Below are 22109 nucleotides of genomic sequence, written 5' to 3' on the forward strand. Positions count from 1 at the left end.
CCTCAATACCCCATATTCTTCTTCTTCTCTAACTCTTCTTTTGCGGTATCAGGCAGATAAAGGGTGGATTTGGTCAGCGTCAGCTTTTCAGGCATGGTGCCGTCTTTTTTGTATTTCTCCAGCGCGTCGAAAGCAGGACCTGCCATGTTCGGCGTCAGTTCAACACTGGCGTTCGCTTCGCCATCAATCATCGCTTTGTAGATATCCGGTACGCCATCAATGGAACCCGTGAGGATATCTTTACCCGGCTTCAGGCCCGCTTCTTTAATTGCCTGAATTGCGCCAATCACCATGTCATCGTTATGGGCGTAAACCATGCAGATGTTTTTGCCGTTGTTTTCCGCTTTGATAAAGCTCTCCATCACTTCTTTGCCTTTGCTGCGGGTGAAGTCACCTGACTGCGAGCGGATAATTTTGATATTTGGCGCATTCTTAATGGCTTCGGCAAAGCCTTTCTTACGGTCAATGGCGACGCTGGCCCCAACGGTGCCCTGCAGCTCCACCACGTTGCATGGTTTGCCATTCACTTCTTTTACCAGCCAGTCACCAATCAACTTGCCTTCGAGGATGTTGTCGGCAGTGACGGTGGTCATATAGAGAGACTTGTCTTTCACATCGATGGAACGATCGAGCAAGAAGACCGGGATTTCGGCATCTTTCGCCTCTTTTAATACCGGCTCCCAACCGGTCGCTACCACTGGAGCGATAAAGATCGCATCCACCCCTTGCGCGACGAAGGAACGTACCGCTTTAATCTGGTTTTCCTGCTTTTGCTGACCATCGGCAATTTTCAACGTAATTCCGCGCTTTTCGGCTTCACTTTTCGCCACATTGGTTTCTGCGGCGCGCCAGCCGGATTCCGATCCGACCTGCGAAAATCCAACGGTTAATGGAGCGGCCAACGCCATAGACGACATGGCTGCCGAGACTGCAGAGACTACAAGTAAGCGTTTCCACATAGGGTTGTCCTCGTCGGGGTAATTATTATTGGTGAAAAGATGTTCGCGAAAAAACTATAGACAATTCGTTATGTAACGGATTGCGTTACATCACACTTCAAAAAAGTAAATAAAACGTTAATCACAAGTTTGTAATCGCTTTCATCTCACTATGAAAAATGCGGCTACGGTTATGGATTTTCCTGCTCTTTAAACCACCTTAAAACTGGCTAAAAAGGAAAATGAAGAAGAAAACAAGCGAAGACATTCGGCGCGAGTTGGCTATAATACTCGGCACTTGTTTGCCACATATTTTTAAAGGAAACAGACATGAGCTTACTCAACGTCCCTGCGGGTAAAGATCTGCCGGAAGACATCTACGTTGTTATTGAGATCCCGGCTAACGCAGATCCGATCAAATACGAAATCGACAAAGAGAGCGGCGCACTGTTCGTTGACCGCTTCATGTCCACCGCGATGTTCTATCCGTGCAACTACGGTTACATCAACCACACCCTGTCTCTGGACGGTGACCCGGTTGACGTACTGGTCCCGACTCCGTACCCGCTGCAGCCGGGTTCTGTGATCCGTTGCCGTCCGGTTGGCGTTCTGAAAATGACCGACGAAGCCGGTGAAGATGCGAAACTGGTTGCGGTTCCGCACAGCAAGCTGAGCAAAGAATACGATCACATTAAAGACGTTAACGATCTGCCTGAACTGCTGAAAGCACAGATCGCTCACTTCTTCGAGCACTACAAAGACCTCGAAAAAGGCAAGTGGGTGAAAGTTGAAGGCTGGGAAAACGCAGAAGCCGCTAAAGCTGAAATCGTTGCCTCCTTCGAGCGCGCAAAGAATAAATAAGTTCTTATATACTCTAAATAATTCAACTTGCAGGAAGGCGACAAGTGAGTGAATCCCCAGGAGCTTACAGAAGTAAGTGACTGGGGTGAATGAACGCAGTCGCAGCACATGCAACTTGAAGTATGACGAGTATAGCGTAATAACCCTGAACGCCGGGCTTCGGTTAGTAGGGGTTTTTTATGCCCGCGATAAATAAACACACCTTATTCCACCACCGCCTGCAAACGTAATAACGCCTCTTCCACCACCTCACCCGCAGCCAGACCAATACGCTTTGCCAGCCGGGCGCGTAGATCCATCATCCGCACCTGATTCACCAGCACCACGCCGTGCACATCACCTTCTTCGCAATGTAAAGGAACGCTAAATCCGGCATAACGGGCAAAATTTCCGCCCTGCGTAATGGGGGCCACCAGCGTCATTCCCAGTTGATTAAAGGCTTGAACGGAGAGCACAAGCGCAGGTCGACCAGCACCTTGCTGTTCATGGCCGCTTGCTGGATCAAAGCCAACCAGCACAATGTCTCCCCGTTCAAATTCACTTTTCTTTACCATATTTCGTCACCCGCAGGGGTGGATTTACCCCAGACATCCTGCTCGCTAAGTTCCGTGGCGTTCATGTCACACTGTGCCAGCAGTTCATCAAGCGAGTAGCGCCTGGAGATGGGTGTCAGAATCAGTTGATTGTTGCTCACTTGCGCCTCCACGCTCTGCCCCGGCCGTAAGTTAAGTTCTTTCATCACAACATTAGGAATGACCATACCTGAACTGTTCCCCCATCTTTTTATGGTAATACGCATCTGCACCTCCTTAAGTTATACAAAGTATAACTCACGGTGCTACAGGAAACGTTTTACCCCTGCGCATTTGTGAACGCCAGCAGAGTTTTTTATGCGTTAACAGATATGGAAAGCGGCTAGGAGAGAAAAGCAAAAGGTGAGGGAATTACAAAACAGAATGCGAGTCGTCTCGCAAAAAACAACGCCACCCGAAGGTGGCGTATGCGTATGGTTACTTATCCCTGTCTAACCAGTCGCCGCTTTCAATTAGCTTTAATCCATCGACGGGTCGTTGATAAACGTACATCCATGCACTCCCGTACGGCGTCTGAATCAACTGGCGCGCGTATTCACCGCCCCTGGTGCGCAAGGCATCAAGTTCGGCCAGCGTGGCGTTGTCAATACGATAAACTTCACCGTGTACTGTTCCGTTCCCCGGAACTGCGCCTGGATAGTGGCCCAGGCTATACAACTGGTAGTTATCGATACTGAAATCGCCCAGTAACTGGGCATTGGTCATCCAGTGACTGTTGCCTTGTTTGTGGCGTAAACTGCCGTAGACAAATATTCGCATTGCTAAAACTCGAACTGATAGAGCAAATCCAGTGCCTGGTCTACACCAGACACGGCTTCCAGATATAGCTTAGGCATCAGGCGATAACGTAACGTGAGTGTTGCTATAGAGTCAAATATACCCACGCCGTATTTCACTTGCAGACCTGGCAATACATAGCCGCTGACCACCACCTGGGAGGAGTCGCCTACTCCCTGGGTGTCGAGCGCTAAATTGCTTACGCCAAACGTCTCGCCGATTTTACCCACAATCTGACCACTTTGTGCAACCCCCAGACCAATCAGCATTGAGGTCATCGCCGCACTGTCGCTCTGATCGCTCTCCAGCCCTTGTCCACGTAGCAAATAAGACAAGGCAGCCTGTTGCGACATGGCCGGGTCAGAGAAGATCTCCGCTTTCGGTTCGTCCGCCAGACCAGTGACGCGAACTCCGGCGATTACGTCGTCTTCTGTAGCATCCGGGTTACGAATAGCTTCGATATTAAGATACGGTTGATCCGGCGGACCAGAGAACAGTAACTCACCCTTACGCACAATCAGATCCTGACCATAGGCATGGAAGCGCCCTTCAGGGATGTTGATCTGCCCGTTCAGGCCCAGCCCTTGTTTGTCCTGAACGACGTTGAGATCGCCCGTCAGCCGCGCTTTCAGGCCAAAGGCGTCAATGCGCACATTGTTGCCGACGTGGACAATCAGGTTGCTGTTAATCGGAATCGACGCCGTTTTTGCCTCTTCCGGTTGCAGGTTATCGTTAAGCATCACCACATCGCTGGAGACGCCCACCGCGCTTTCCGGCAGATCGTGCACCACGATGCGCGCCCACGGGACATCCACGCGACCATCAAGGGTAAACAGGTTTGGTGTAGCCTCAAATACAACATCTGGTGATACATCCATTCGTACCATCGGCGGCACGGTGATACGCACTTTACTGCCCTTCGCTGTTACCCGCGCCCGCCAGTTTTCAATCTGGCTCCAGTCGGCGTCGCCGTTCAGGTAGATCTCACCCTGCTGGGTCCGTACTGTACCGGCAAGCGTCGAGCGCATACCGTTAAAGTTGACCGCAAGCTGGCTCGGCTGCATATCAAACGGCATAAAGTTGCCGTCGATATCCACACCCGTAACCTGTAGCTGCCCAAACAACTGCGGGCTTTGCACATCACCACCCAGACGTAAGTTGGCACTCACCATCCCCGCAGCTTTTTCCCCACGGGTAAAGATGGGGTTTATCATCGCAAGGTTGAAGTTACGGATATTGACGTTGCCACCAAGATTACGGCGGCCTTGCGGATCGGTCACCTGCACCTGTCCATCAAACTGGCCGTTATTGGTCAGGCGGATGGTCCAGCCCAATTCGGCACGGTTGTTACGCAATTCCGCCGTCAGATTCAGCGTCTGAAACGCCACGGGCAGCGCCGCATCGTTGACGGTTTGCGTTACCTGCACGTTACGCCCCGAAAGGGTGATACTGCCCTGCGGCAGCCCCTCTTTCGTGGTGTCCCAGGCGACATCCGCTTTACCCGTGAAGATACCGCTGGCCTGAGTGGTTTCTGGCATAAACGGTTTCAGCATCGCCAGGTCGAAGCGGTTGAGATTCACCACCGCACGCCCTTCGGCCCCCGCATCGATAGTTTGCGGCACGCACAGTTCCGCATTCGGGTTAAGCCAGCAGTGTGGCCCGATGCTGATTTTTTGCTCCTTGTTGCGATAATCCAGCGCAATATCGCGGGTCAGCGACCACGGGCCGACCGGCGTCTGGAAGCGGGTATTGCTAAGAGTTCCCTTCCAGCGTTCTTCTTTGCGATCAAAACTTCCTGCCAGATTAAGCTGCCCGGAAACCGGTTCGCCCTGAATCCGCAACTGTAACTCGTGCTGTTTTTCGCTGCCTTTGGCATTCAGAGTGACGAGGTTGATATTTACATCCGGCTGCGAGATTTGCTCAACGCGTACGTCAAGTTTACCCGCAATCTGGTCGGTGGATTTGATATCGCCTTCCACACGAACCTGCGCCACGGAAAGTTCCTGCCAGCGCAGGCCGCGCGCGGTGATATCTGCCAGTAGTTGTGGCGCTTCCACCGTGCCGCGTACTTTCACCAGCCCTTTCGCTGTACCGCCAAGCCCCGGCAGCGCGTTATCCAGCCCCGGCGCGTTGATGGTGGCATCAAGATTGAGATCTTTTACCCCCAGCTCGCCTTTCACTTCGGCACTGTTTGGCCCCAGTTCCAGATGCAGCCCTGGGATCTTCCACTGCATATAACTGTTGCCTTTCAGCGTGCCGTCAACGTTCACTTTGTTCTGTTTGACGTTACCGGTCAGCTTCAGTTCTGGCACCTCCATCTGCCAGGTGCCGCCGTACAGGCTACCGCGGGTTTTAATCAAGCCATTGAGTTTCGACGGCCACTCCGGGAACTCTTTGGCGGTGTTAATGCCGTTAAGCGTTAGCTCACCGCGCCAACTAATGGCCTGCTGCCAGTCGAGCAACGCTTTGAGTTCAGTTTTCCCTTCCAGCGCCGCGACGGTGAGTTTGTCGAGATTGACCTGCTGTTCATTACCTTTGGCATCAAGGGTAATGGTGGCTGGCGGGATCTCCTGTCCCTTCACTGCCGTGCGCATAGAGAGCGTGTAATCGGTCATTTTGCCGGTAAGTTTCAGTTTCAGATCATCCGCCTGATACTGCTTCTCTCCAGTGAACGGCCAGTAAAGCTGTTTGCTGTTCACTTCCACGTTGAGCGGCAATCCGGCTTCCGCCAGTCGCGTCTGGGCGCGTAAATCCATATCCACCGGACCAGAAAGGTTAACGCCTATCTCCAGCTGTTCGCGCAGCGCGCCGCCCACTTTCAGCTTCACCTTTTCACCTTTCAACGGCTCCACGTTCAGTGTGCTGTTGAGGGTGATATCCACCGGCCAGTTGTCTGATAGCTGCGCCGTGCCGCTGGCGTTGACAATCCCCTGGTTGGAGTCGATATCCAGCGCGTCCAGTTTGGTATTGCCGTCGATACTGCTCACTTTCAGCAGCATGGTGCGCACGGTGATGTCTGTGTCGCCCGTCACGCGCAGCTGCTCGCCCTTAAACTCTTCAATGTTCAGGTTAAGCGGCAAATGCACGTCGGTCATTTCCGGCAATACCGGGCGAGAAAAGAGATCTTTCAGCGTTTCGCCGAGCGGCTTTTCCTCCGGCTGCGGATTTTCAATCTTCGGTTCGACCACTTCTTCCTGCGCCACTTCCGCTACTTTCGGCAAAGCAATCAACAGGCCTTTCAGCGACGTCGGTTTCAGGGTCAGGGTTTTCTCCTGCCAGTTCAGGCCGGAGGTGAAGTCCATCACCGATACCGTGGTGTCATCAATCTTGATGTTGACGTTATCCAGCGCCACTCGTGTCAGGGTGATGGGATACGGCGTAGAGAGATCCAGCGGGCCGCTATCTTCCTCTTCTTCAACCTGTTCAGAAGGAGGCATTTTTTTACTGTCGATGTTGACCTGAATGTCTTTCAGCGCCAGGTCATTAATACAAACGCTACTGTTCCACAGGCACTCAAGCCCGACCGCCAGATGCAGATTGCCCGCTTTTACCGCCACGCCTGGCTGCTCATAACGAACGTCAGACAAGGTAAGATCGCGCCAGCCGCCGGTGACTTTGCCAATATCCAGTCCTGGCACCCAGCGATCCGCCGCTTTAAATACCAGATGCAGGCCGCTGGTGGTGCCCACCAGAAACGCCACCGATCCCAGCAACAGTAAGATAACGATAACCACGCCGAGGCTGATTTTTTTCCATAAACTCATAATTCTGGCCCCAGACCGATGTAAAACTGTAACCCGTGTTCGTCTTTATCCGCGACCGGTACGGCAAAATCGAGTTTGATTGGCCCGACCGGCGATTCCCAGCGCACGCCGACCCCGGTACCGGTTTTAAAGTCGCTGCGGCGAATATCGCTTACCGCTTCGCCGCTATCGACAAACACCGCGCCCCACCATTTTCCGGTCACGTTGTACTGGTACTCCAGCGATCCGGTTATCAACTTCGAGGCCCCTTTCAGGTCACCGTTGGCGTATTTCGGAGCGATTGATTTGTATTTGTAGCCGCGAATACTGCGATCGCCCCCGGCGAAGAAACGCAGATCCGGCGGTACTTTGTCGAAATCACCGGTTTCAATCCAGCCCAGCGTGCCGCGTGTAACAAAACGATGGCGATCGTACAGTGTGCGGATCCAGACGTTCTGCGCCTGGAAAACGGAGAAATCGACATCTGAGCCCCAGGCCGTGTTGGAGTAGTCGATAGAGTAGCGTTGCGAGTCGCCCCAGGTTGGCATCAGGCCACCACGAGAACGCGTGCGGCTAATCATCACCCCAGGATAAAACAGCATCGTGGTGTTGGTAATTTCACCCTGGGTAAAGTGGTCGAGACTCCAGCGCAGGTTAATGGCACGCTGCCAGCCGCTGGAAAGATCCCAGTAGCGAGAAGCCACCAGCGTAGTGGAGTCAGACTCGGTATCGTTCAGGTCAGTGCGCTTAAAACCGCCCTGCACCAAATAATATTGTTCCAGCGGATTCTTCAGCAGCGGCATTTTATAGCTGAAGTCGAGGATCTGTTCCGGCGCGGAAATACTGGTACTGGTGGTCAAACTGTGACCGTAAGAGTTCATCCACGGCTTTTTCCACGTCGCTTTCACGCGCGGTCCCACGTCCGTAGAGTAACCGACGCCGGTTTCGATGGTGTTTTCTGTTCGCGGCGAAACCACGCCCGTCAATGGTAATACTTTCGTTTCGCGCGCTTTATCAAATTGTGGAGCCACCACCACCGAGTTAAACCAGCCGGTAGCAGAAAGTCGACGGTTCAGTTCTGCCAGATCTTTCGATTCGTACTCATCGCCCTCTTTAAACGGCACCAGATTTTGCAGGTATTCATCGCGGATTTGTGATCCTTCAAAGGTCACATGCCCAAAGCGGTAACGTTCGCCACTGTTATAATCAATATCCCAGAAGGCTTTATGCAGGCCGAGCGCAATGCCCAGCTGCGCTTTGGTAAATTCGCTATCGAAATAACCTTTACGCAACGCAATGCTGGTTAAGGACTTTTTGAAATTTTCATAATCGCCCTGGTTCAGTACCGTACCAATAGCCGGGCGAGTATCGAGCAATTTCAAATAGTCTTTATCGGTCCGCGCGCCGCCGCGCAATACCACATCGGTGCCGCCAATTAACACCGGCACGCCTGGCGTGACTTTGGCGATCAATACCTGCCGCCCTTTCTTTGGCGGTGGACGGAGATCAAATTCAATGGTCGGCTGGTAATAACCCAGCGCTTTCAGACCTTCGCGGATGGCATCATCGACGCGTGCGCGAAAGCGACGGTCTGGCGTCACTTCATCACTTTCAATCGTAGAAAGCTGCGCACGAACGTTCTTTTCCAGCTGTCCCGATAACCCCTCGACCTGTAGACGGACGTTCGCGGCGACGGCAGCTCCGCTTAAGCAGAGTAAGCTTACACAGCATAACTGTCGGATATAGCGCACATTTTCTCCTGAATATCCTTTTTTCCTGCCCCTGGAACGCCGTTAAACGGCTTAACAAAAATCCAGTAATATGGATTAAAAAGCAGACTAAACCCCAAATATTTCTTATGTTTTACTTTAGACCTATTCACGGCGGTTATTGTGTGCAAATACGCCTCTTGTTACAACCTTAACCCCAATGACCGATTTTCGGGAGAGCGACACCATGAGTTTATTTGATAAAAAGCATCTGGTTTCCCCCGCCGATGCCCTGCCTGGACGTAACACCCCGATGCCCGTAGCCACACTGCATGCGGTCAACGGTCACTCAATGACCAATGTACCTGACGGAATGGAGATTGCCATTTTTGCGATGGGTTGTTTCTGGGGTGTGGAGCGTCTGTTCTGGCAGTTACCCGGCGTTTACAGCACCGCCGCAGGCTATACCGGCGGCTATACGCCAAATCCGACTTATCGGGAAGTGTGCTCCGGTGATACGGGTCATGCCGAAGCGGTACGCATTGTTTACGATCCTTCCGTCATCAGCTATGAACAGTTGCTACAAGTATTTTGGGAGAATCACGATCCCGCCCAGGGAATGCGTCAGGGCAATGACCACGGCACGCAGTATCGTTCAGCGATTTATCCGCTGACCCCAGAACAGGATGCCGCAGCTCGCGCCAGTCTGGAACGTTTTCAGGCGGCGATGCTTGCCGCCGATGACGATCGTCACATCACCACGGAAATCGCGAACGCCACACCGTTTTATTATGCCGAAGATGACCACCAGCAATATCTGCATAAAAACCCGTATGGTTACTGTGGAATTGGCGGAATTGGCGTCTGTCTGCCGCCGGAAGCATAGCGTTACGGGTACAAATGTAGATTGTTGATAAAGTGCTATTTGTCTATGCCGGATGCGGCGTAAACGCCTTGCCAGGCCTACAAAATCGTCCAAAATCAATATATTGTGGGGACTGCGTAGGCCTGATCGGCATAGCGCATCAGGCAGTTTTGCATTTATCAGCAGTCTGAATTTTAACCCTCTGGCGGCTTTACAGTACCTTACGCTATACTAGCCACTGAAAATGCCGGTTCACTTTCTTCGAATCGGCTTTCAATGTGTATTTCACACAAATTAATCAACTTCCCCTTCCGAGGATCTGGCCTGAAAGGTCGGATAAGATATGTTAAACAGTATTTTAGTCATACTCTGCTTGATCGCTGTAAGTGCGTTCTTCTCGATGTCCGAGATCTCGCTTGCCGCCTCACGCAAAATCAAACTTAAACTGCTGGCTGATGAAGGCAATATAAATGCCCAACGCGTTCTGAATATGCAGGAAAATCCCGGCATGTTCTTTACCGTGGTCCAAATCGGTCTGAACGCAGTGGCGATTCTCGGCGGTATCGTCGGTGATGCGGCATTTTCTCCAGCTTTTCACAGCCTGTTCTCCCGCTATATGTCGGCAGAACTCTCTGAGCAACTGAGCTTTATTCTCTCTTTCTCGTTAGTGACTGGCATGTTTATCCTGTTTGCGGATTTAACCCCGAAACGCATCGGTATGATTGCGCCAGAAGCAGTGGCTTTGCGTATCATCAACCCGATGCGCTTCTGCCTGTACGTTTGCACCCCGCTGGTGTGGTTCTTCAACGGCCTGGCGAACATGATCTTCCGTATTTTCAAACTGCCAATGGTACGTAAAGATGACATCACTTCTGATGACATCTACGCGGTAGTGGAAGCCGGTGCGCTGGCGGGCGTGTTACGTAAACAGGAACACGAGCTGATTGAAAACGTCTTTGAGCTGGAATCCCGTACCGTTCCGTCGTCAATGACACCGCGTGAAAACGTGATTTGGTTTGATCTCCACGAAGATGAGCAAAGTCTGAAGAATAAGGTGGCGGAACATCCGCACTCTAAGTTCCTCGTCTGTAATGAAGATATTGACCACATCATCGGCTATGTCGATTCTAAAGACCTGCTGAACCGCGTGCTGGCTAACCAAAGCCTGGCACTGAACAGCGGCGTACAAATTCGCAACACGCTGATTGTGCCGGATACGTTAACCCTTTCAGAGGCGTTGGAAAGTTTTAAAACCGCAGGTGAAGACTTCGCGGTGATCATGAACGAGTACGCGCTGGTGGTGGGAATCATCACCCTCAACGACGTGATGACCACGCTGATGGGCGATCTGGTCGGTCAGGGGCTGGAAGAGCAGATTGTCGCCCGTGATGAGAACTCATGGCTGATTGACGGCGGCACTCCGATTGACGACGTCATGCGCGTGCTGGATATTGACGAGTTCCCGCAGTCGGGCAACTACGAAACCATCGGCGGCTTTATGATGTTTATGCTGCGTAAGATCCCGAAACGCACCGATTCGGTGAAATTCGCCGGCTACAAATTTGAAGTGGTGGATATCGATAACTACCGCATCGACCAGCTGCTGGTGACCCGGATCGACAGCAAGGCCACCGCCCTTTCGCCAAAATTGCCTGACGCTAAAGATAAAGAAGAAAGCGTCGCGTAACCCCCAGAAACATCAACGGCTCCTGAATCAGGAGCCGTCTTATTACTTCATAGCACTTTGGTTAAGCCATCTCTGTTTGCAGACGCATAACCTGACGGTTAACTTCGGACATCACTGACAAATGCAGCTTATCCTTCACTTTTGGGATAAGAATCTTACCCTTATCAAATTCAAAAGCGCCAACGTCCTTGATGTATAACCGTCCACGGAACAGGATCTTTACGTACTTCGCCACCTGAAGTGGGTTGTACCGTTGGAAAATTTTCATTGTTATCTCCTGCTGAGTATTACGCCTGTGCGGTGCCACAATCGGCCCAACTATTATGAGGCGCAAATTTTAATGCTTAGTGACTATAGACTATCCGGGCAATGTTTCCACCGCGTATAACTTTTTTTACCTAAAGGTTACAATTATTCAGAATTATCTTTTTACCGAAGCGCGGTCTTCAGTATAAGCATTCATTTTTCATATGATTTGTGCGCTTGACCGCAAACTGGCATCACACTTGCGGGAAATTCGATAAATAGCACATATGATTAAAACTCAGACCCAAGTGGTCGGATCACCTGCATATCATAAGAAGGAAACACCATGACCCTACGCAAGATTCTGGCACTCACCTGCCTGCTGTTGCCGATGATGGCTTCCGCACATCAGTTCGAAACCGGTCAGCGAGTGCCGCCGATTGGCATTACCGATCGGGGCGAGTTGGTGCTTGATAAAGATCAGTTTAGCTACAAAACCTGGAACAGCGCGCAGTTAGTGGGAAAAGTGCGAGTACTGCAACATATTGCTGGTCGCACCTCTGCAAAAGAGAAAAACGCGACGCTGATTGAAGCGATTAAATCAGCAAAGTTACCGCACGATCGTTACCAGACCACCACCATTGTTAACACCGACGACGCAATTCCGGGTTCAGGGATGTTTGTGCGCAGCAGTCTGGAGAGTAATAAAAAGCTTTATCCCTGGTCGCAGTTTATTGTCGATAGCAATGGCGTCGCGCGCGGTGCCTGGCAGCTGGATGAAGAAAGTTCCGCTGTAGTGGTGCTGGATAAAGACGGTCGCGTGCAATGGGCCAAAGACGGGGCGCTCACACCGGAAGAGGTACAGCAAGTGATGGGCCTGCTGCAAAAGTTGCTCAAATAATGGCAATAACATAAATTCTGCAAAAATAATTTTCCCCTATCGTTATCTATGGGATAGGGGAATTAAGCCTCTGAGTTCTTACGCCGAACTCATACTGGTAACGCTAGTTGCTTTTTTTTAAACGCCTCAATGGTCGATTTATATTTCTCGCAAATCTTTTCTTCGGTAATATCACTATCTGCGGCCAGATTCGCACTTACTATCGCATCCACTTGTTCGGCTAATTCGACTTGTTGGCAACCTGCATTAACCAGAAAATTATAAATAAGAGAGTAATCTTCATCCTCCAAAACAACAGAGGAACCATTACGAAAACGTTCATCCCCTCCATAGATTTTAAGCGCAAAGCCCAAAGATTCTATGACTATGGCAAAATTATCATCAATTATTTTTTCGTAAATATACCATCCATCGCATTCTTTAATTCCACCTCCTGGAATTTGGAGGTCAAATTTACCCCGTTTTAATTTACTTACTATATCATCCAATACAGCATAACCTAAAGACACGTCACCAAACGCCTGGCGAATATAACCTTTAATCCTTTCCGGTATGTCAGACTGTTTTTTCTGCAAAATATCCCAGGCATACAATCGTCTGTTTTGTTCTAACGGAAATTCACGGTTTTTGAAATCCATGAATGAGTTATACTCATTTATTGTTATGGGGATTTCTTCGTATTCAAATCCACTGCCTCGCAATGTCATTGTATATTCGGCACCGTTATCTTTAAGGCTGAAACTGATAAGAAACTTATCCATGGCGTTAACAGTTTCATTTTTTGATGAAAGTACCTGATAACTATTTTTATCAATCTGAGTTGCGCAACGAAAGAACTCCCTCAAAGTTAACAGGCTATCATAATTTGAAATCCAATCTTTTTTATTAAATGCATGCTGGATATTGTTAAAAAAATTGTTTGAATGTTTTTTTGTATGCGATGATTTTACGAATAACTCCACCGCACCAATAAAATTATTGTGTCTGATCCTGGGTAACATATGGCTACCTTATTTTATTTGGTTATTTTATGTCGCCATTAAATATCTCATTATAGAAGTAAACTATCAAAAAACGCTCATTATTAAAATGTAACTTATTAGCAATTGAATTTTTGCACTTTAAATACAATCTCTTTTTATTTATAACTTTTTAGGTTGGGAGAAATCAGGATGGCAGAATCAGGAAATACACTGTTTCTGCCATCTGAATTTAGTAAATAGACACTCTGAATCCCGGATTCAGGAACGACTCGCGCGGAGTGTAATCCAGCGGTTTACCCTGCCAGTCGTGAACGTGCGCTCCGGCAGCTGCAGCCACAGCATGACCAGCGGCGGTATCCCAAATATTCGTTGGTCCGAAGCGCGGGTACAGCTGCGCCTGTCCTTCCGCCACCAGGCAGAATTTCAGCGAAGAGCCGATGGACGTGGTCTGATGTTCGCCAAGCTGTTGCAGATACTCTTTCAGCTCCGCATCTGCATGGGAACGGCTAATAACGACCAATGGCGGGCGCGCATCGCGGACCTGAATCTGCTTGCGCACGCCGCACTCATCTTTCCACGCTTTGCCTTCTGCCGCGCTGTACATTACGTTCATTACCGGCGCATACACCACGCCTAAAATCGGTTTTCCATGGTCAATGAGCGCAATGTTAACGGTGAATTCGCCATTACGTTTAATAAACTCTTTAGTACCATCCAGTGGGTCTACCAGCCAGTAACGCTGCCAGTGCTGACGGACTTCCCAACCGGGAGGATCTTCTTCAGAAAGGACCGGAATATCCGGTGTCAGCGTACGTAAACCGTCCATGATAACGGTGTGAGCGGCAATATCCGCTGCCGTTACCGGAGAATTGTCCGCTTTGCTGACGACGTCCATCGGTTTCGTCCCGTCGTAGACCTGCATAATGGCATCGCCTGCATTCCGTGCAAGCTGGCATACTTGATCTAACATTTCTCCACCTCGTCTCTGTGAGCGGTGTTAACTTATTGTTTTACTTATACCCTATCGTTAATGAATGCGCCAACTGTGATAGTGTCATCATTTTCAAAGCGTAAAATTGTGGCATTCTTCACTGTTCTATAAGTAAGACGTTTATTCTCCCTTTTCTTTCGTATTCCCGATGATAAAAGGATGTCCCTGATGATTAAGTTTAGCGCAACGCTCCTGGCCACGCTGATTGCCGCCAGTGTGAATGCAGCGACGGTCGATCTGCGTATCATGGAAACCACTGATCTGCATAGCAACATGATGGATTTCGATTATTACAAAGACACCGCCACGGAAAAATTCGGACTGGTACGTACCGCAAGCCTGATTAACGATGCCCGCAATGAAGTGAAAAACAGCGTACTGGTCGATAACGGCGATTTGATTCAAGGGAGTCCGCTTGCAGATTACATGTCGGCGAAAGGTTTAAAAGCAGGTGATATTCACCCGGTCTATAAGGCATTAAATACGCTGGACTATACCGTCGGCACGCTTGGCAACCACGAGTTTAACTACGGTCTGGATTACCTGAAAAATGCGCTGGCGGGAGCGAAATTCCCTTATGTAAATGCCAACGTCATTGACGCCAGAACCAAACAGCCAATGTTTACACCGTATTTAATTAAAGACACCGAAGTGGTCGATAAAGACGGAAAAAAACAGACGCTGAAGATTGGCTATATTGGCGTCGTGCCGCCGCAAATCATGGGCTGGGATAAAGCTAATTTATCCGGGAAAGTGACGGTGAATGATATTACCGAAACCGTGCGCAAATACGTGCCTGAAATGCGCGAGAAAGGTGCCGATGTCGTTATCGTTCTGGCGCATTCTGGTCTGTCTGCCGATCCGTATAAAGTGATGGCGGAAAACTCAGTTTATTACCTCAGTGAAATTCCGGGCGTTAACGCCATTATGTTTGGCCATGCTCACGCCGTTTTCCCAGGTAAAGATTTTGCTGATATTGAAGGGGCTGATATCGCCAAAGGCACGCTGAATGGTGTTCCGGCGGTAATGCCGGGCATGTGGGGCGATCATCTTGGTGTGGTCGACTTACAACTCAGTAATGACAGCGGTAAATGGCAGGTGACGCAGGCGAAAGCGGAAGCACGACCGATTTACGACATCGCTAATAAAAAATCCCTCGCGGCGGAAGACAGCAAGCTGGTAGAAACACTCAAAGCCGATCACGATGCCACACGCCAGTTCGTCAGCAAGCCAATCGGTAAATCCGCCGACAATATGTATAGCTATCTGGCGCTGGTGCAGGACGATCCGACCGTGCAGGTGGTGAACAATGCGCAAAAAGCGTATGTCGAGCATTACATTCAGGGCGATCCGGATCTGGCAAAACTGCCGGTGCTTTCAGCTGCCGCACCGTTTAAAGTTGGTGGTCGCAAAAATGACCCGGCAAGCTATGTGGAGGTGGAAAAAGGTCAGCTGACTTTCCGTAATGCCGCCGATCTTTATCTCTATCCCAATACGCTGATTGTGGTGAAAGCCAGCGGTAAAGAGGTGAAAGAGTGGCTGGAGTGCTCCGCCGGACAGTTTAACCAGATTGATCCTAACAGCACGAAACCACAGTCACTCATCAACTGGGATGGTTTCCGCACCTATAACTTTGATGTGATTGATGGTGTGAATTATCAGATTGATGTTACCCAGCCCGCCCGTTATGACGGCGAGTGCCAGATGATTAATGCCAATGCGGAAAGGATTAAGAACCTGACCTTTAATGGCAAGCCGATTGATCCGAACGCCATGTTCCTCGTTGCCACCAATAACTATCGCGCTTACGGCGGCAAATTTGCCGGTACGGGCGACAGCCATATCGCTTTTGCTTCACCGGATGAGAACCGCTCGGTGCTGGCAGCGTGGATTGCTGATGAGTCGAAACGTGCGGGGGAAATTCACCCGGCGGCAGATAACAACTGGCGTTTAGCACCGATAGCTGCCGATAAGAAACTGGATATCCGTTTCGAAACCTCTCCGTCAGATAAAGCCGCAGCGTTTATTAAAGAGAAAGGGCAGTATCCGATGAATAAAGTCGCGACCGATGATATCGGGTTTGCGATTTATCAGGTGGATTTGAGTAAGTAATACACTTCTTTTTCGGCCTATAAATCATCAACCGCATCCGGCACTTTTGTCGGATGCGATGCTGGCGCATCTTATCCGTCCTACAAGCCATGCACCGTTGGCCGGATAAGCGCAGCGCATCCGGCACTTATGCCGCACGTTCATCCCGCACCGCTAACACCTCGGGCAAATTCAACTCAATCCAGTCCGCCAGTGCAGCAACCTTTTCGCTCACCTGCTCGCCCAGCGGCGTGAGGCTATATTCCACATGCGGCGGCACCACCGGATACGCGATACGGTTAAGAAAACCATCCTGCTCTAGCGCCTGTAACGACTGCGCAAGCATCTTTTCACTCACCCCGCCGATTTTGCGCCGCAGGTCGCTAAAGCGATGAGTACCTTCGCGTAGCGCCACCAGAATCAACACCCCCCAACGGCTGGTGACGTGTTTCAAAACCTCGCGCGACGGACACTGTTCAGCGAAGAGATTTCCCTCTTTCAGTTGTTGCGACAGGCTAACCTGACTCATCTCATACTTACCTTTTTGTACGTACTTACTAAAAGTAAGTTTAGGTGTTAGCGTATTTAAACACAAGACAAAACGATGGAGACTTCCTATGATCGCAATTACTGGTGCCACTGGCCAACTTGGTCACTATGTTATTGAATCCTTGATGAAAACGGTTCCTGCCAGCCAAATAGTGGCTATCGTTCGTAATCCGGCAAAAGCCCAGGCACTGACAGCACAAGGCATTACCGTGCGTCAGGCTGACTACGGCGATGAAGCCGCACTGACATCTGCACTTCAGGGAGTGGAAAAACTACTGCTGATCTCTTCCAGCGAAGTGGGTCAACGTGCCCCGCAGCATCGTAATGTTATTAATGCCGCAAAGGCGGCTGGCGTGAAATTTATCGCTTATACCAGCCTGCTACATGCAGATACCTCCCCGCTCGGCCTCGCCGATGAGCACATCGAGACGGAGAAAATGCTGGCTGATTCTGGCATCGTTTACACCCTGCTGCGCAACGGCTGGTACACCGAAAACTACCTCGCCAGCGCCCCGGCAGCACTGGAGCACGGCGTATTTATCGGTGCCGCGGGCGATGGCAAAATTGCCTCAGCTACGCGAGCTGATTATGCGGTAGCTGCGGCGCGCGTAATTAGCGAAGCCGGTCACGAAGGCAAGGTTTACGAACTGGCGGGCGATAGTGCCTGGACGTTGACACAGTTAGCGGCAGAGCTGACCAAACAGAGCGGCAAACAGGTTACCTATCAAAATCTGAGTGAAGCTGATTTCGCCGCGGCACTGAAAAGCGTCGGTCTGTCTGACGGGCTGGCGGATATGCTGGCAGATTCTGACGTTGGCGCATCGAAAGGTGGTCTGTTTGATAACAGCAAAACGCTTAGCAAATTGATTGGCCGCCCAACGACAACGTTAGCCGAAAGCGTAAGCCATCTTTTTAATGTTAATAACTAGTTAATTAAAGTGGCATCCTCCCGCATCCTCTCTGATAATGACGGGATGCCGGGAGCAATCATGTGTGCTTCCTGAACGTTTCTTCTGACAGATCAATGGATGCCAGTAATGATTAGCGGCGTGCTGTACGCCCTGTTAGCAGGGTTGATGTGGGGGCTTATTTTTGTCGGGCCGTTGATCGTGCCGGAATACCCGGCGATGTTGCAGTCGATGGGGCGTTATCTGGCGTTAGGGTTAATTGCGCTGCCCATTGCCTGGCTGGGACGCGTGCGTCTGCGTCAGTTGGCGCGTCGCGACTGGCTTACCGCCTTGATGCTCACCATAATGGGCAACCTCATCTATTACTTCTGCCTTGCCAGTGCCATTCAACGTACTGGCGCGCCTGTTTCCACGATGATTATCGGCACCCTGCCGGTGGTGATTCCTGTCCTCGCCAATCTGCTTTATAGCCAGCGTGACGGTAAACTCGCGTGGGGGAAACTCGCCCCGGCGCTGGTTTGTATTGGCATCGGCCTGGCATGTGTAAATATTGCTGAGTTAGACCACGGACTCCCCGATTTTGACTGGGCACGTTATACCTCTGGCATCGTGTTGGCGTTAGTTTCCGTGGTCTGCTGGGCGTGGTATGCCTTGCGCAACGCCCGTTGGCTGCGGGAAAACCCAGACAAACATCCGATGATGTGGGCAACGGCACAGGCGCTGGTCACGCTGCCGGTTTCGCTCATCGGTTATCTTGTCGCCTGTTACTGGCTGAATACGCAAACGCCGGACTTCTCCCTACCTTTTGGCCCCCGTCCGCTTGTATTTGTTAGCCTGATGATTGCGATAGCCGTGCTTTGCTCATGGGTCGGTGCACTCTGCTGGAACGTCGCCAGCCAGCGATTACCGACCGTGATTCTCGGGCCGCTGATTGTTTTCGAAACGCTGGCAGGTTTGCTGTACACCTTTTTACTCCGCCAGCAAATGCCGCCGCTGATGACGCTGAGCGGTATCGCGCTGTTAGTGGTTGGCGTGGTCATTGCAGTCAGAGCAAAACCAGAAAAACCTTTAACTGAATCTGTCTCAGAAAGTTGACACGCTGGCAGTGAGTTAAATAAGCCTCTGCTACGTAAGGGTTATAGCATTTGCCATAAAGATGCATTTAAAATACACCTTATATTATTAAGAATGAGGTATCAGCTATGGCTTATCGCGACCAACCTTTAGGTGAACTGGCGCTCTCTATTCCTCGCGCTTCGGCTCTGTTTCGTAAATATGATATGGATTACTGCTGCGGTGGTAAGCAGACGCTGGCGCGTGCGGCGGCACGTAAAGAGCTGGATGTTGAGGTCATTGAAGCTGAGCTGGCAAAGCTCGCTGAACAACCGATTGAGAAAGACTGGCGTAGCGCCCCGCTGGCAGAAATCATCGACCATATCATCGTGCGCTACCACGATCGTCACCGCGAGCAACTGCCGGAGCTGATCCTGCAAGCGACTAAAGTCGAGCGCGTTCACGCCGACAAACCGAGCGTGCCAAAAGGGCTGACAAAATACCTGACTATGCTGCATGAAGAGCTTTCCAGCCACATGATGAAAGAAGAGCAGATCCTCTTCCCGATGATCAAACAAGGCATGGGCAGCCAGGCGATGGGGCCAATCAGCGTAATGGAAAGCGAACACGATGAAGCGGGTGAACTGCTGGAAGTAATCAAACACGCTACCAATAACGTCACACCGCCACCAGAAGCCTGTACCACCTGGAAAGCGATGTATAACGGCATTAATGAACTGATTGATGACCTGATGGAGCACATCAGCCTGGAAAATAATGTGCTGTTCCCGCGCGCACTGGCGGGTGAGTGATCTAAAAGCTGGATGGCATTGCGCCATCCAGCATGATAATGCGGTTATTTCCGCAGTTCAGCAGCCCGCTTCTTACCAATAAACAACCAGCCCAGCCCCAGAGCGATAAACCACAGCGGGGTAACCAGCAGCGCCTGGCGGGTATCATCTTCCAGTGTCAGCAGCACGACCACGAACACAAAGAATGCCATACATACCCAGCACATCAGCTTGCCGAGCGGCATCTTGTAGATTGATTTCTCATGCAGGTGCGGACGCTGTTTGCGATACACCAGGTACGAGCAAAGGATAATCGTCCAGACGAACATAAACAGAATCGCGGAAACGGTTGTAATCATCGTGAACGCGCCAATCACGCTGGGATTCACATACAACATCACCACGCCGCCGAGCAGACAGATACAAGAGAAGGTCAGCCCTTTCGCGGGTACTGCGCGCTTAGAGAGTTTAGCGAACGCTTTCGGTGCCACACCTTCCTGCGCCAGACCAAACAGCATACGGCTGGTAGAGAAAACACCGCTGTTAGCGGAAGACGCCGCAGAGGTCAGCACCACAAAGTTGATCACGCTGGCAGCCGCAGGCAAACCTACCAACACGAACAGTTCAACAAACGGGCTTTTCTCCGGGACTACCGAACTCCACGGCGTCACGGACATAATCACAATCAGCGCGAAGACGTAGAACATAATGATACGGATCGGAATGGAGTTAATCGCGCGTGGCAGTGATTTCTCTGGATCTTTGGTTTCCGCAGCTGTTGTACCTACCAGCTCAATCCCTACGAAAGCGAAAACCGCTATCTGGAATCCGGCAAAGAAGCCACTTAAACCTTTCGGGAACCAGCCGCCATCATTCCACAAATGCGCGAATGACGCTTCCACACCGGTCGGTGACTGAAAGTGCATCGCCACCATGACCAGGCCGACGACAATCAGCGACACAATGGCGACGATTTTGATCATCGCAAACCAGAACTCCATCTCACCGAACATTTTCACAGTGGCGAGGTTGAGCGTCAGCAGCAGCACTATCACCGCCAGCGAGGCGACCCAGTCGGAGAGATCGGGGAACCAGAACTGAGCATAAGCCGTGATCGCCACCACGTCTGCCATACCGGTTACAACCCAGCAGAACCAGTAAGTCCAGCCAGTGAAATATCCTGCCCACGGCCCGAGTAAATCGGAAGCGAAGTCACTAAAAGATTTGTATTCCAGATTCGAAAGCAGCAATTCCCCCATTGCCCGCATCACGAAAAAGAGCATAAAACCGATGATCATATAAACGAAAATGATCGACGGCCCGGCAAGGCTAATCGTTTTGCCGGACCCCATAAACAACCCCGTACCAATGGCACCGCCAATGGCAATAAGCTGAATATGTCGGTTTGTGAGATTGCGCCGTAGCGACTGTTCAGCCGGAGCCTGATCATCGGCAACGACTTTTACCTGATCTACCATGTTTTTTTCTTCCTGTACCTGTCTGTGTTGTTCAGGCTCTACGGCCTTTAGTCAGTCTATGATACGACGAATCTGTATCGGGACTCATCGATATTAGGTAACAATACGCGGGATGAATACTAAGATTTAGATCTAATGTTAATTTTATGTTTAAAGTGAGTGTCATATCACGGTGATAACGCGAAACAGCTCACAAAAATACACGCTTACGCGGTCTTTGCAACACAAAATAGCGCCGTTTGGCAAACTGAAGGGTTTATTGCTGAATGCCTGCTCCCCTCTGGCTCGAGGGGAACAGAATGCGCTGCTTAGAGGATTTCCAGCAGTTCGACTTCAAACACCAGGGTGCTGAACGGAGGGATGGACGCGCCTGCGCCACGCTCGCCATATGCCAGTTCCTGCGGGATAGTCAGTTCCCATTTAGAACCTACCGGCATCAGAGTCAGCGCTTCAATCCAGCCAGGGATCACGCCGTTAACCGGGAATTCAGCTGGCTCGCCGCGAGCGACGGAGCTGTCAAACACGGTGCCATCGATCAGTTTTCCGGTGTAATGAACACGAACGCGGTCGGTACGTGCCGGAATTGCGCCTTCGCCCTGGTTGATCACGCGGAATTGCAGGCCAGATTCGGTGCTATTCACACCTTCTTTTTTGGCGTTTTCTTCCAGGTATTTCACACCTTCAGCAGCCATCGCCTGGAAACGCTGACGACGAACGGCATCGGCGCGTTCGTGGATTTCACGCAGCGCGCGGTGCACCACATCAACCGGAACAGCCGGATGTTTGCCTTCCAGCGCATCAGCAATGCCTGCAACCAGTGCTTCTGGCAGCAGCCCTTCCAGGCCAGATTCACTCAGTTGTTGCCCTACCTGCAAACCAATGCCGTAGCTTGCTTGCGCTTCGATGGTGTCAAAAGTTGGGGTGGTCATCGTATTTCCTTTCTTA

The 22109-nt window shown here is 50.8% G+C and carries 20 protein-coding genes; 8 read left to right on the plus strand and 12 right to left on the minus strand.

Going from position 1 to position 22109, the window contains the following annotated elements:
• Positions 1-2: 2 nt before the first annotated feature.
• Positions 3-959, minus strand: a complete 957-nt coding sequence (gene ytfQ, locus ACK8NJ_RS20685; RefSeq protein ID WP_000265933.1) for a galactofuranose ABC transporter substrate-binding protein YtfQ — start codon at positions 957-959, stop codon at positions 3-5.
• Positions 960-1268: 309 nt separating this feature from the next.
• On the opposite strand from ytfQ, the gene ppa reads away from it, so the two are divergent.
• Positions 1269-1799 carry an inorganic diphosphatase gene (ppa, locus tag ACK8NJ_RS20690; RefSeq protein ID WP_000055075.1) on the plus strand — a complete coding sequence of 177 codons (531 nt, stop codon included), beginning with the start codon at positions 1269-1271 and terminating at the stop codon, positions 1797-1799.
• Positions 1800-2002: 203 nt separating this feature from the next.
• Here the strand turns inward: ppa and chpB are convergent, their stop codons facing one another.
• The 5 genes from chpB to tamA form a co-directional block, all read right to left on the minus strand.
• On the minus strand, positions 2003-2353 hold the full coding sequence (gene chpB, locus ACK8NJ_RS20695) for an endoribonuclease toxin ChpB (RefSeq protein ID WP_000239581.1): 351 nt from the start codon (positions 2351-2353) through the stop codon (positions 2003-2005).
• Complete coding sequence (gene chpS / locus ACK8NJ_RS20700; RefSeq protein WP_001223213.1) at positions 2347-2598, minus strand: type II toxin-antitoxin system antitoxin ChpS; 252 nt, start codon at positions 2596-2598, stop codon at positions 2347-2349. Before chpS ends, chpB begins: the two co-directional genes overlap by 7 nt.
• A 211-nt stretch (positions 2599-2809) precedes the next feature.
• Positions 2810-3151: a gamma-glutamylcyclotransferase family protein gene (locus ACK8NJ_RS20705; protein ID WP_001219160.1), complete on the minus strand. Its 342-nt coding sequence runs from the start codon at positions 3149-3151 to the stop codon at positions 2810-2812.
• A gap of 2 nt (positions 3152-3153) precedes the next feature.
• Entirely contained in the window at positions 3154-6933 is a 3780-nt protein-coding gene (gene tamB, locus ACK8NJ_RS20710; protein WP_411961909.1) for an autotransporter assembly complex protein TamB, read from the minus strand.
• Complete coding sequence (tamA, locus tag ACK8NJ_RS20715) at positions 6930-8663, minus strand: autotransporter assembly complex protein TamA (protein ID WP_059341526.1); 1734 nt, start codon at positions 8661-8663, stop codon at positions 6930-6932. Before tamA ends, tamB begins: the two co-directional genes overlap by 4 nt.
• Positions 8664-8868: 205 nt before the next feature.
• Here tamA and msrA point away from each other — a divergent pair, with 205 nt between their 5' ends.
• Positions 8869-9507: a peptide-methionine (S)-S-oxide reductase MsrA gene (gene msrA, locus ACK8NJ_RS20720; RefSeq protein WP_001295196.1), complete on the plus strand. Its 639-nt coding sequence runs from the start codon at positions 8869-8871 to the stop codon at positions 9505-9507.
• A 322-nt stretch (positions 9508-9829) separates the two neighbouring features.
• A complete protein-coding gene (locus ACK8NJ_RS20725) occupies positions 9830-11173 on the plus strand; it encodes a hemolysin family protein (protein ID WP_000935042.1) in 1344 nt (447 codons plus the stop codon).
• Positions 11174-11234: 61 nt separating this feature from the next.
• On the opposite strand, the gene ACK8NJ_RS20730 is transcribed toward ACK8NJ_RS20725, so the two are convergent.
• Positions 11235-11441, minus strand: coding sequence for a DUF1107 domain-containing protein (locus ACK8NJ_RS20730; RefSeq protein WP_000689228.1), 207 nt, complete (start codon positions 11439-11441; stop codon positions 11235-11237).
• A gap of 324 nt (positions 11442-11765) precedes the next feature.
• Between ACK8NJ_RS20730 and ACK8NJ_RS20735 the strand changes: the two genes are divergently transcribed.
• The gene (locus ACK8NJ_RS20735) at positions 11766-12320 is read left to right on the plus strand and encodes a YtfJ family protein (RefSeq protein ID WP_000175285.1); all 555 of its coding nucleotides are present in this window, start codon (positions 11766-11768) and stop codon (positions 12318-12320) included.
• 89 nt (positions 12321-12409) lie between these two features.
• On the opposite strand, the gene ytfI is transcribed toward ACK8NJ_RS20735, so the two are convergent.
• On the minus strand, positions 12410-13321 hold the full coding sequence (ytfI, locus tag ACK8NJ_RS20740) for a protein YtfI (RefSeq protein WP_042097343.1): 912 nt from the start codon (positions 13319-13321) through the stop codon (positions 12410-12412).
• Between the two features lie 211 nt (positions 13322-13532).
• Positions 13533-14273, minus strand: coding sequence for a 3'(2'),5'-bisphosphate nucleotidase CysQ (gene cysQ / locus ACK8NJ_RS20745; protein ID WP_001558438.1), 741 nt, complete (start codon positions 14271-14273; stop codon positions 13533-13535).
• A gap of 189 nt (positions 14274-14462) precedes the next feature.
• Here cysQ and cpdB point away from each other — a divergent pair, with 189 nt between their 5' ends.
• Complete coding sequence (cpdB, locus tag ACK8NJ_RS20750) at positions 14463-16406, plus strand: 2',3'-cyclic-nucleotide 2'-phosphodiesterase (protein ID WP_328139950.1); 1944 nt, start codon at positions 14463-14465, stop codon at positions 16404-16406.
• Between the two features lie 127 nt (positions 16407-16533).
• On the opposite strand, the gene ACK8NJ_RS20755 is transcribed toward cpdB, so the two are convergent.
• A complete protein-coding gene (locus ACK8NJ_RS20755; protein ID WP_000084622.1) occupies positions 16534-16914 on the minus strand; it encodes a winged helix-turn-helix transcriptional regulator in 381 nt (126 codons plus the stop codon).
• Between the two features lie 88 nt (positions 16915-17002).
• Here ACK8NJ_RS20755 and qorB point away from each other — a divergent pair, with 88 nt between their 5' ends.
• The 3 genes from qorB to ytfE all read left to right on the plus strand — a co-directional run bounded on the left by qorB (position 17003) and on the right by ytfE (position 19707).
• Positions 17003-17863 carry an NAD(P)H:quinone oxidoreductase gene (gene qorB, locus ACK8NJ_RS20760; RefSeq protein WP_411961910.1) on the plus strand — a complete coding sequence of 287 codons (861 nt, stop codon included), beginning with the start codon at positions 17003-17005 and terminating at the stop codon, positions 17861-17863.
• A 108-nt stretch (positions 17864-17971) separates the two neighbouring features.
• Positions 17972-18937 carry a DMT family transporter gene (locus tag ACK8NJ_RS20765; RefSeq protein WP_411962558.1) on the plus strand — a complete coding sequence of 322 codons (966 nt, stop codon included), beginning with the start codon at positions 17972-17974 and terminating at the stop codon, positions 18935-18937.
• Positions 18938-19044: 107 nt separating this feature from the next.
• Entirely contained in the window at positions 19045-19707 is a 663-nt protein-coding gene (gene ytfE, locus ACK8NJ_RS20770) for an iron-sulfur cluster repair protein YtfE (RefSeq protein ID WP_089646972.1), read from the plus strand.
• A 44-nt stretch (positions 19708-19751) separates the two neighbouring features.
• Here the strand turns inward: ytfE and cycA are convergent, their stop codons facing one another.
• The gene (gene cycA / locus ACK8NJ_RS20775) at positions 19752-21164 is read right to left on the minus strand and encodes a D-serine/D-alanine/glycine transporter (RefSeq protein ID WP_000228346.1); all 1413 of its coding nucleotides are present in this window, start codon (positions 21162-21164) and stop codon (positions 19752-19754) included.
• A gap of 308 nt (positions 21165-21472) precedes the next feature.
• Complete coding sequence (gene fklB / locus ACK8NJ_RS20780; protein WP_000211225.1) at positions 21473-22093, minus strand: FKBP-type peptidyl-prolyl cis-trans isomerase; 621 nt, start codon at positions 22091-22093, stop codon at positions 21473-21475.
• Positions 22094-22109: the final 16 nt, after the last annotated feature.

The sequence above is a fragment of the Escherichia sp. F1 genome (genome assembly GCF_046764225.1).
Classification (GTDB): domain Bacteria; phylum Pseudomonadota; class Gammaproteobacteria; order Enterobacterales; family Enterobacteriaceae; genus Escherichia; species Escherichia coli.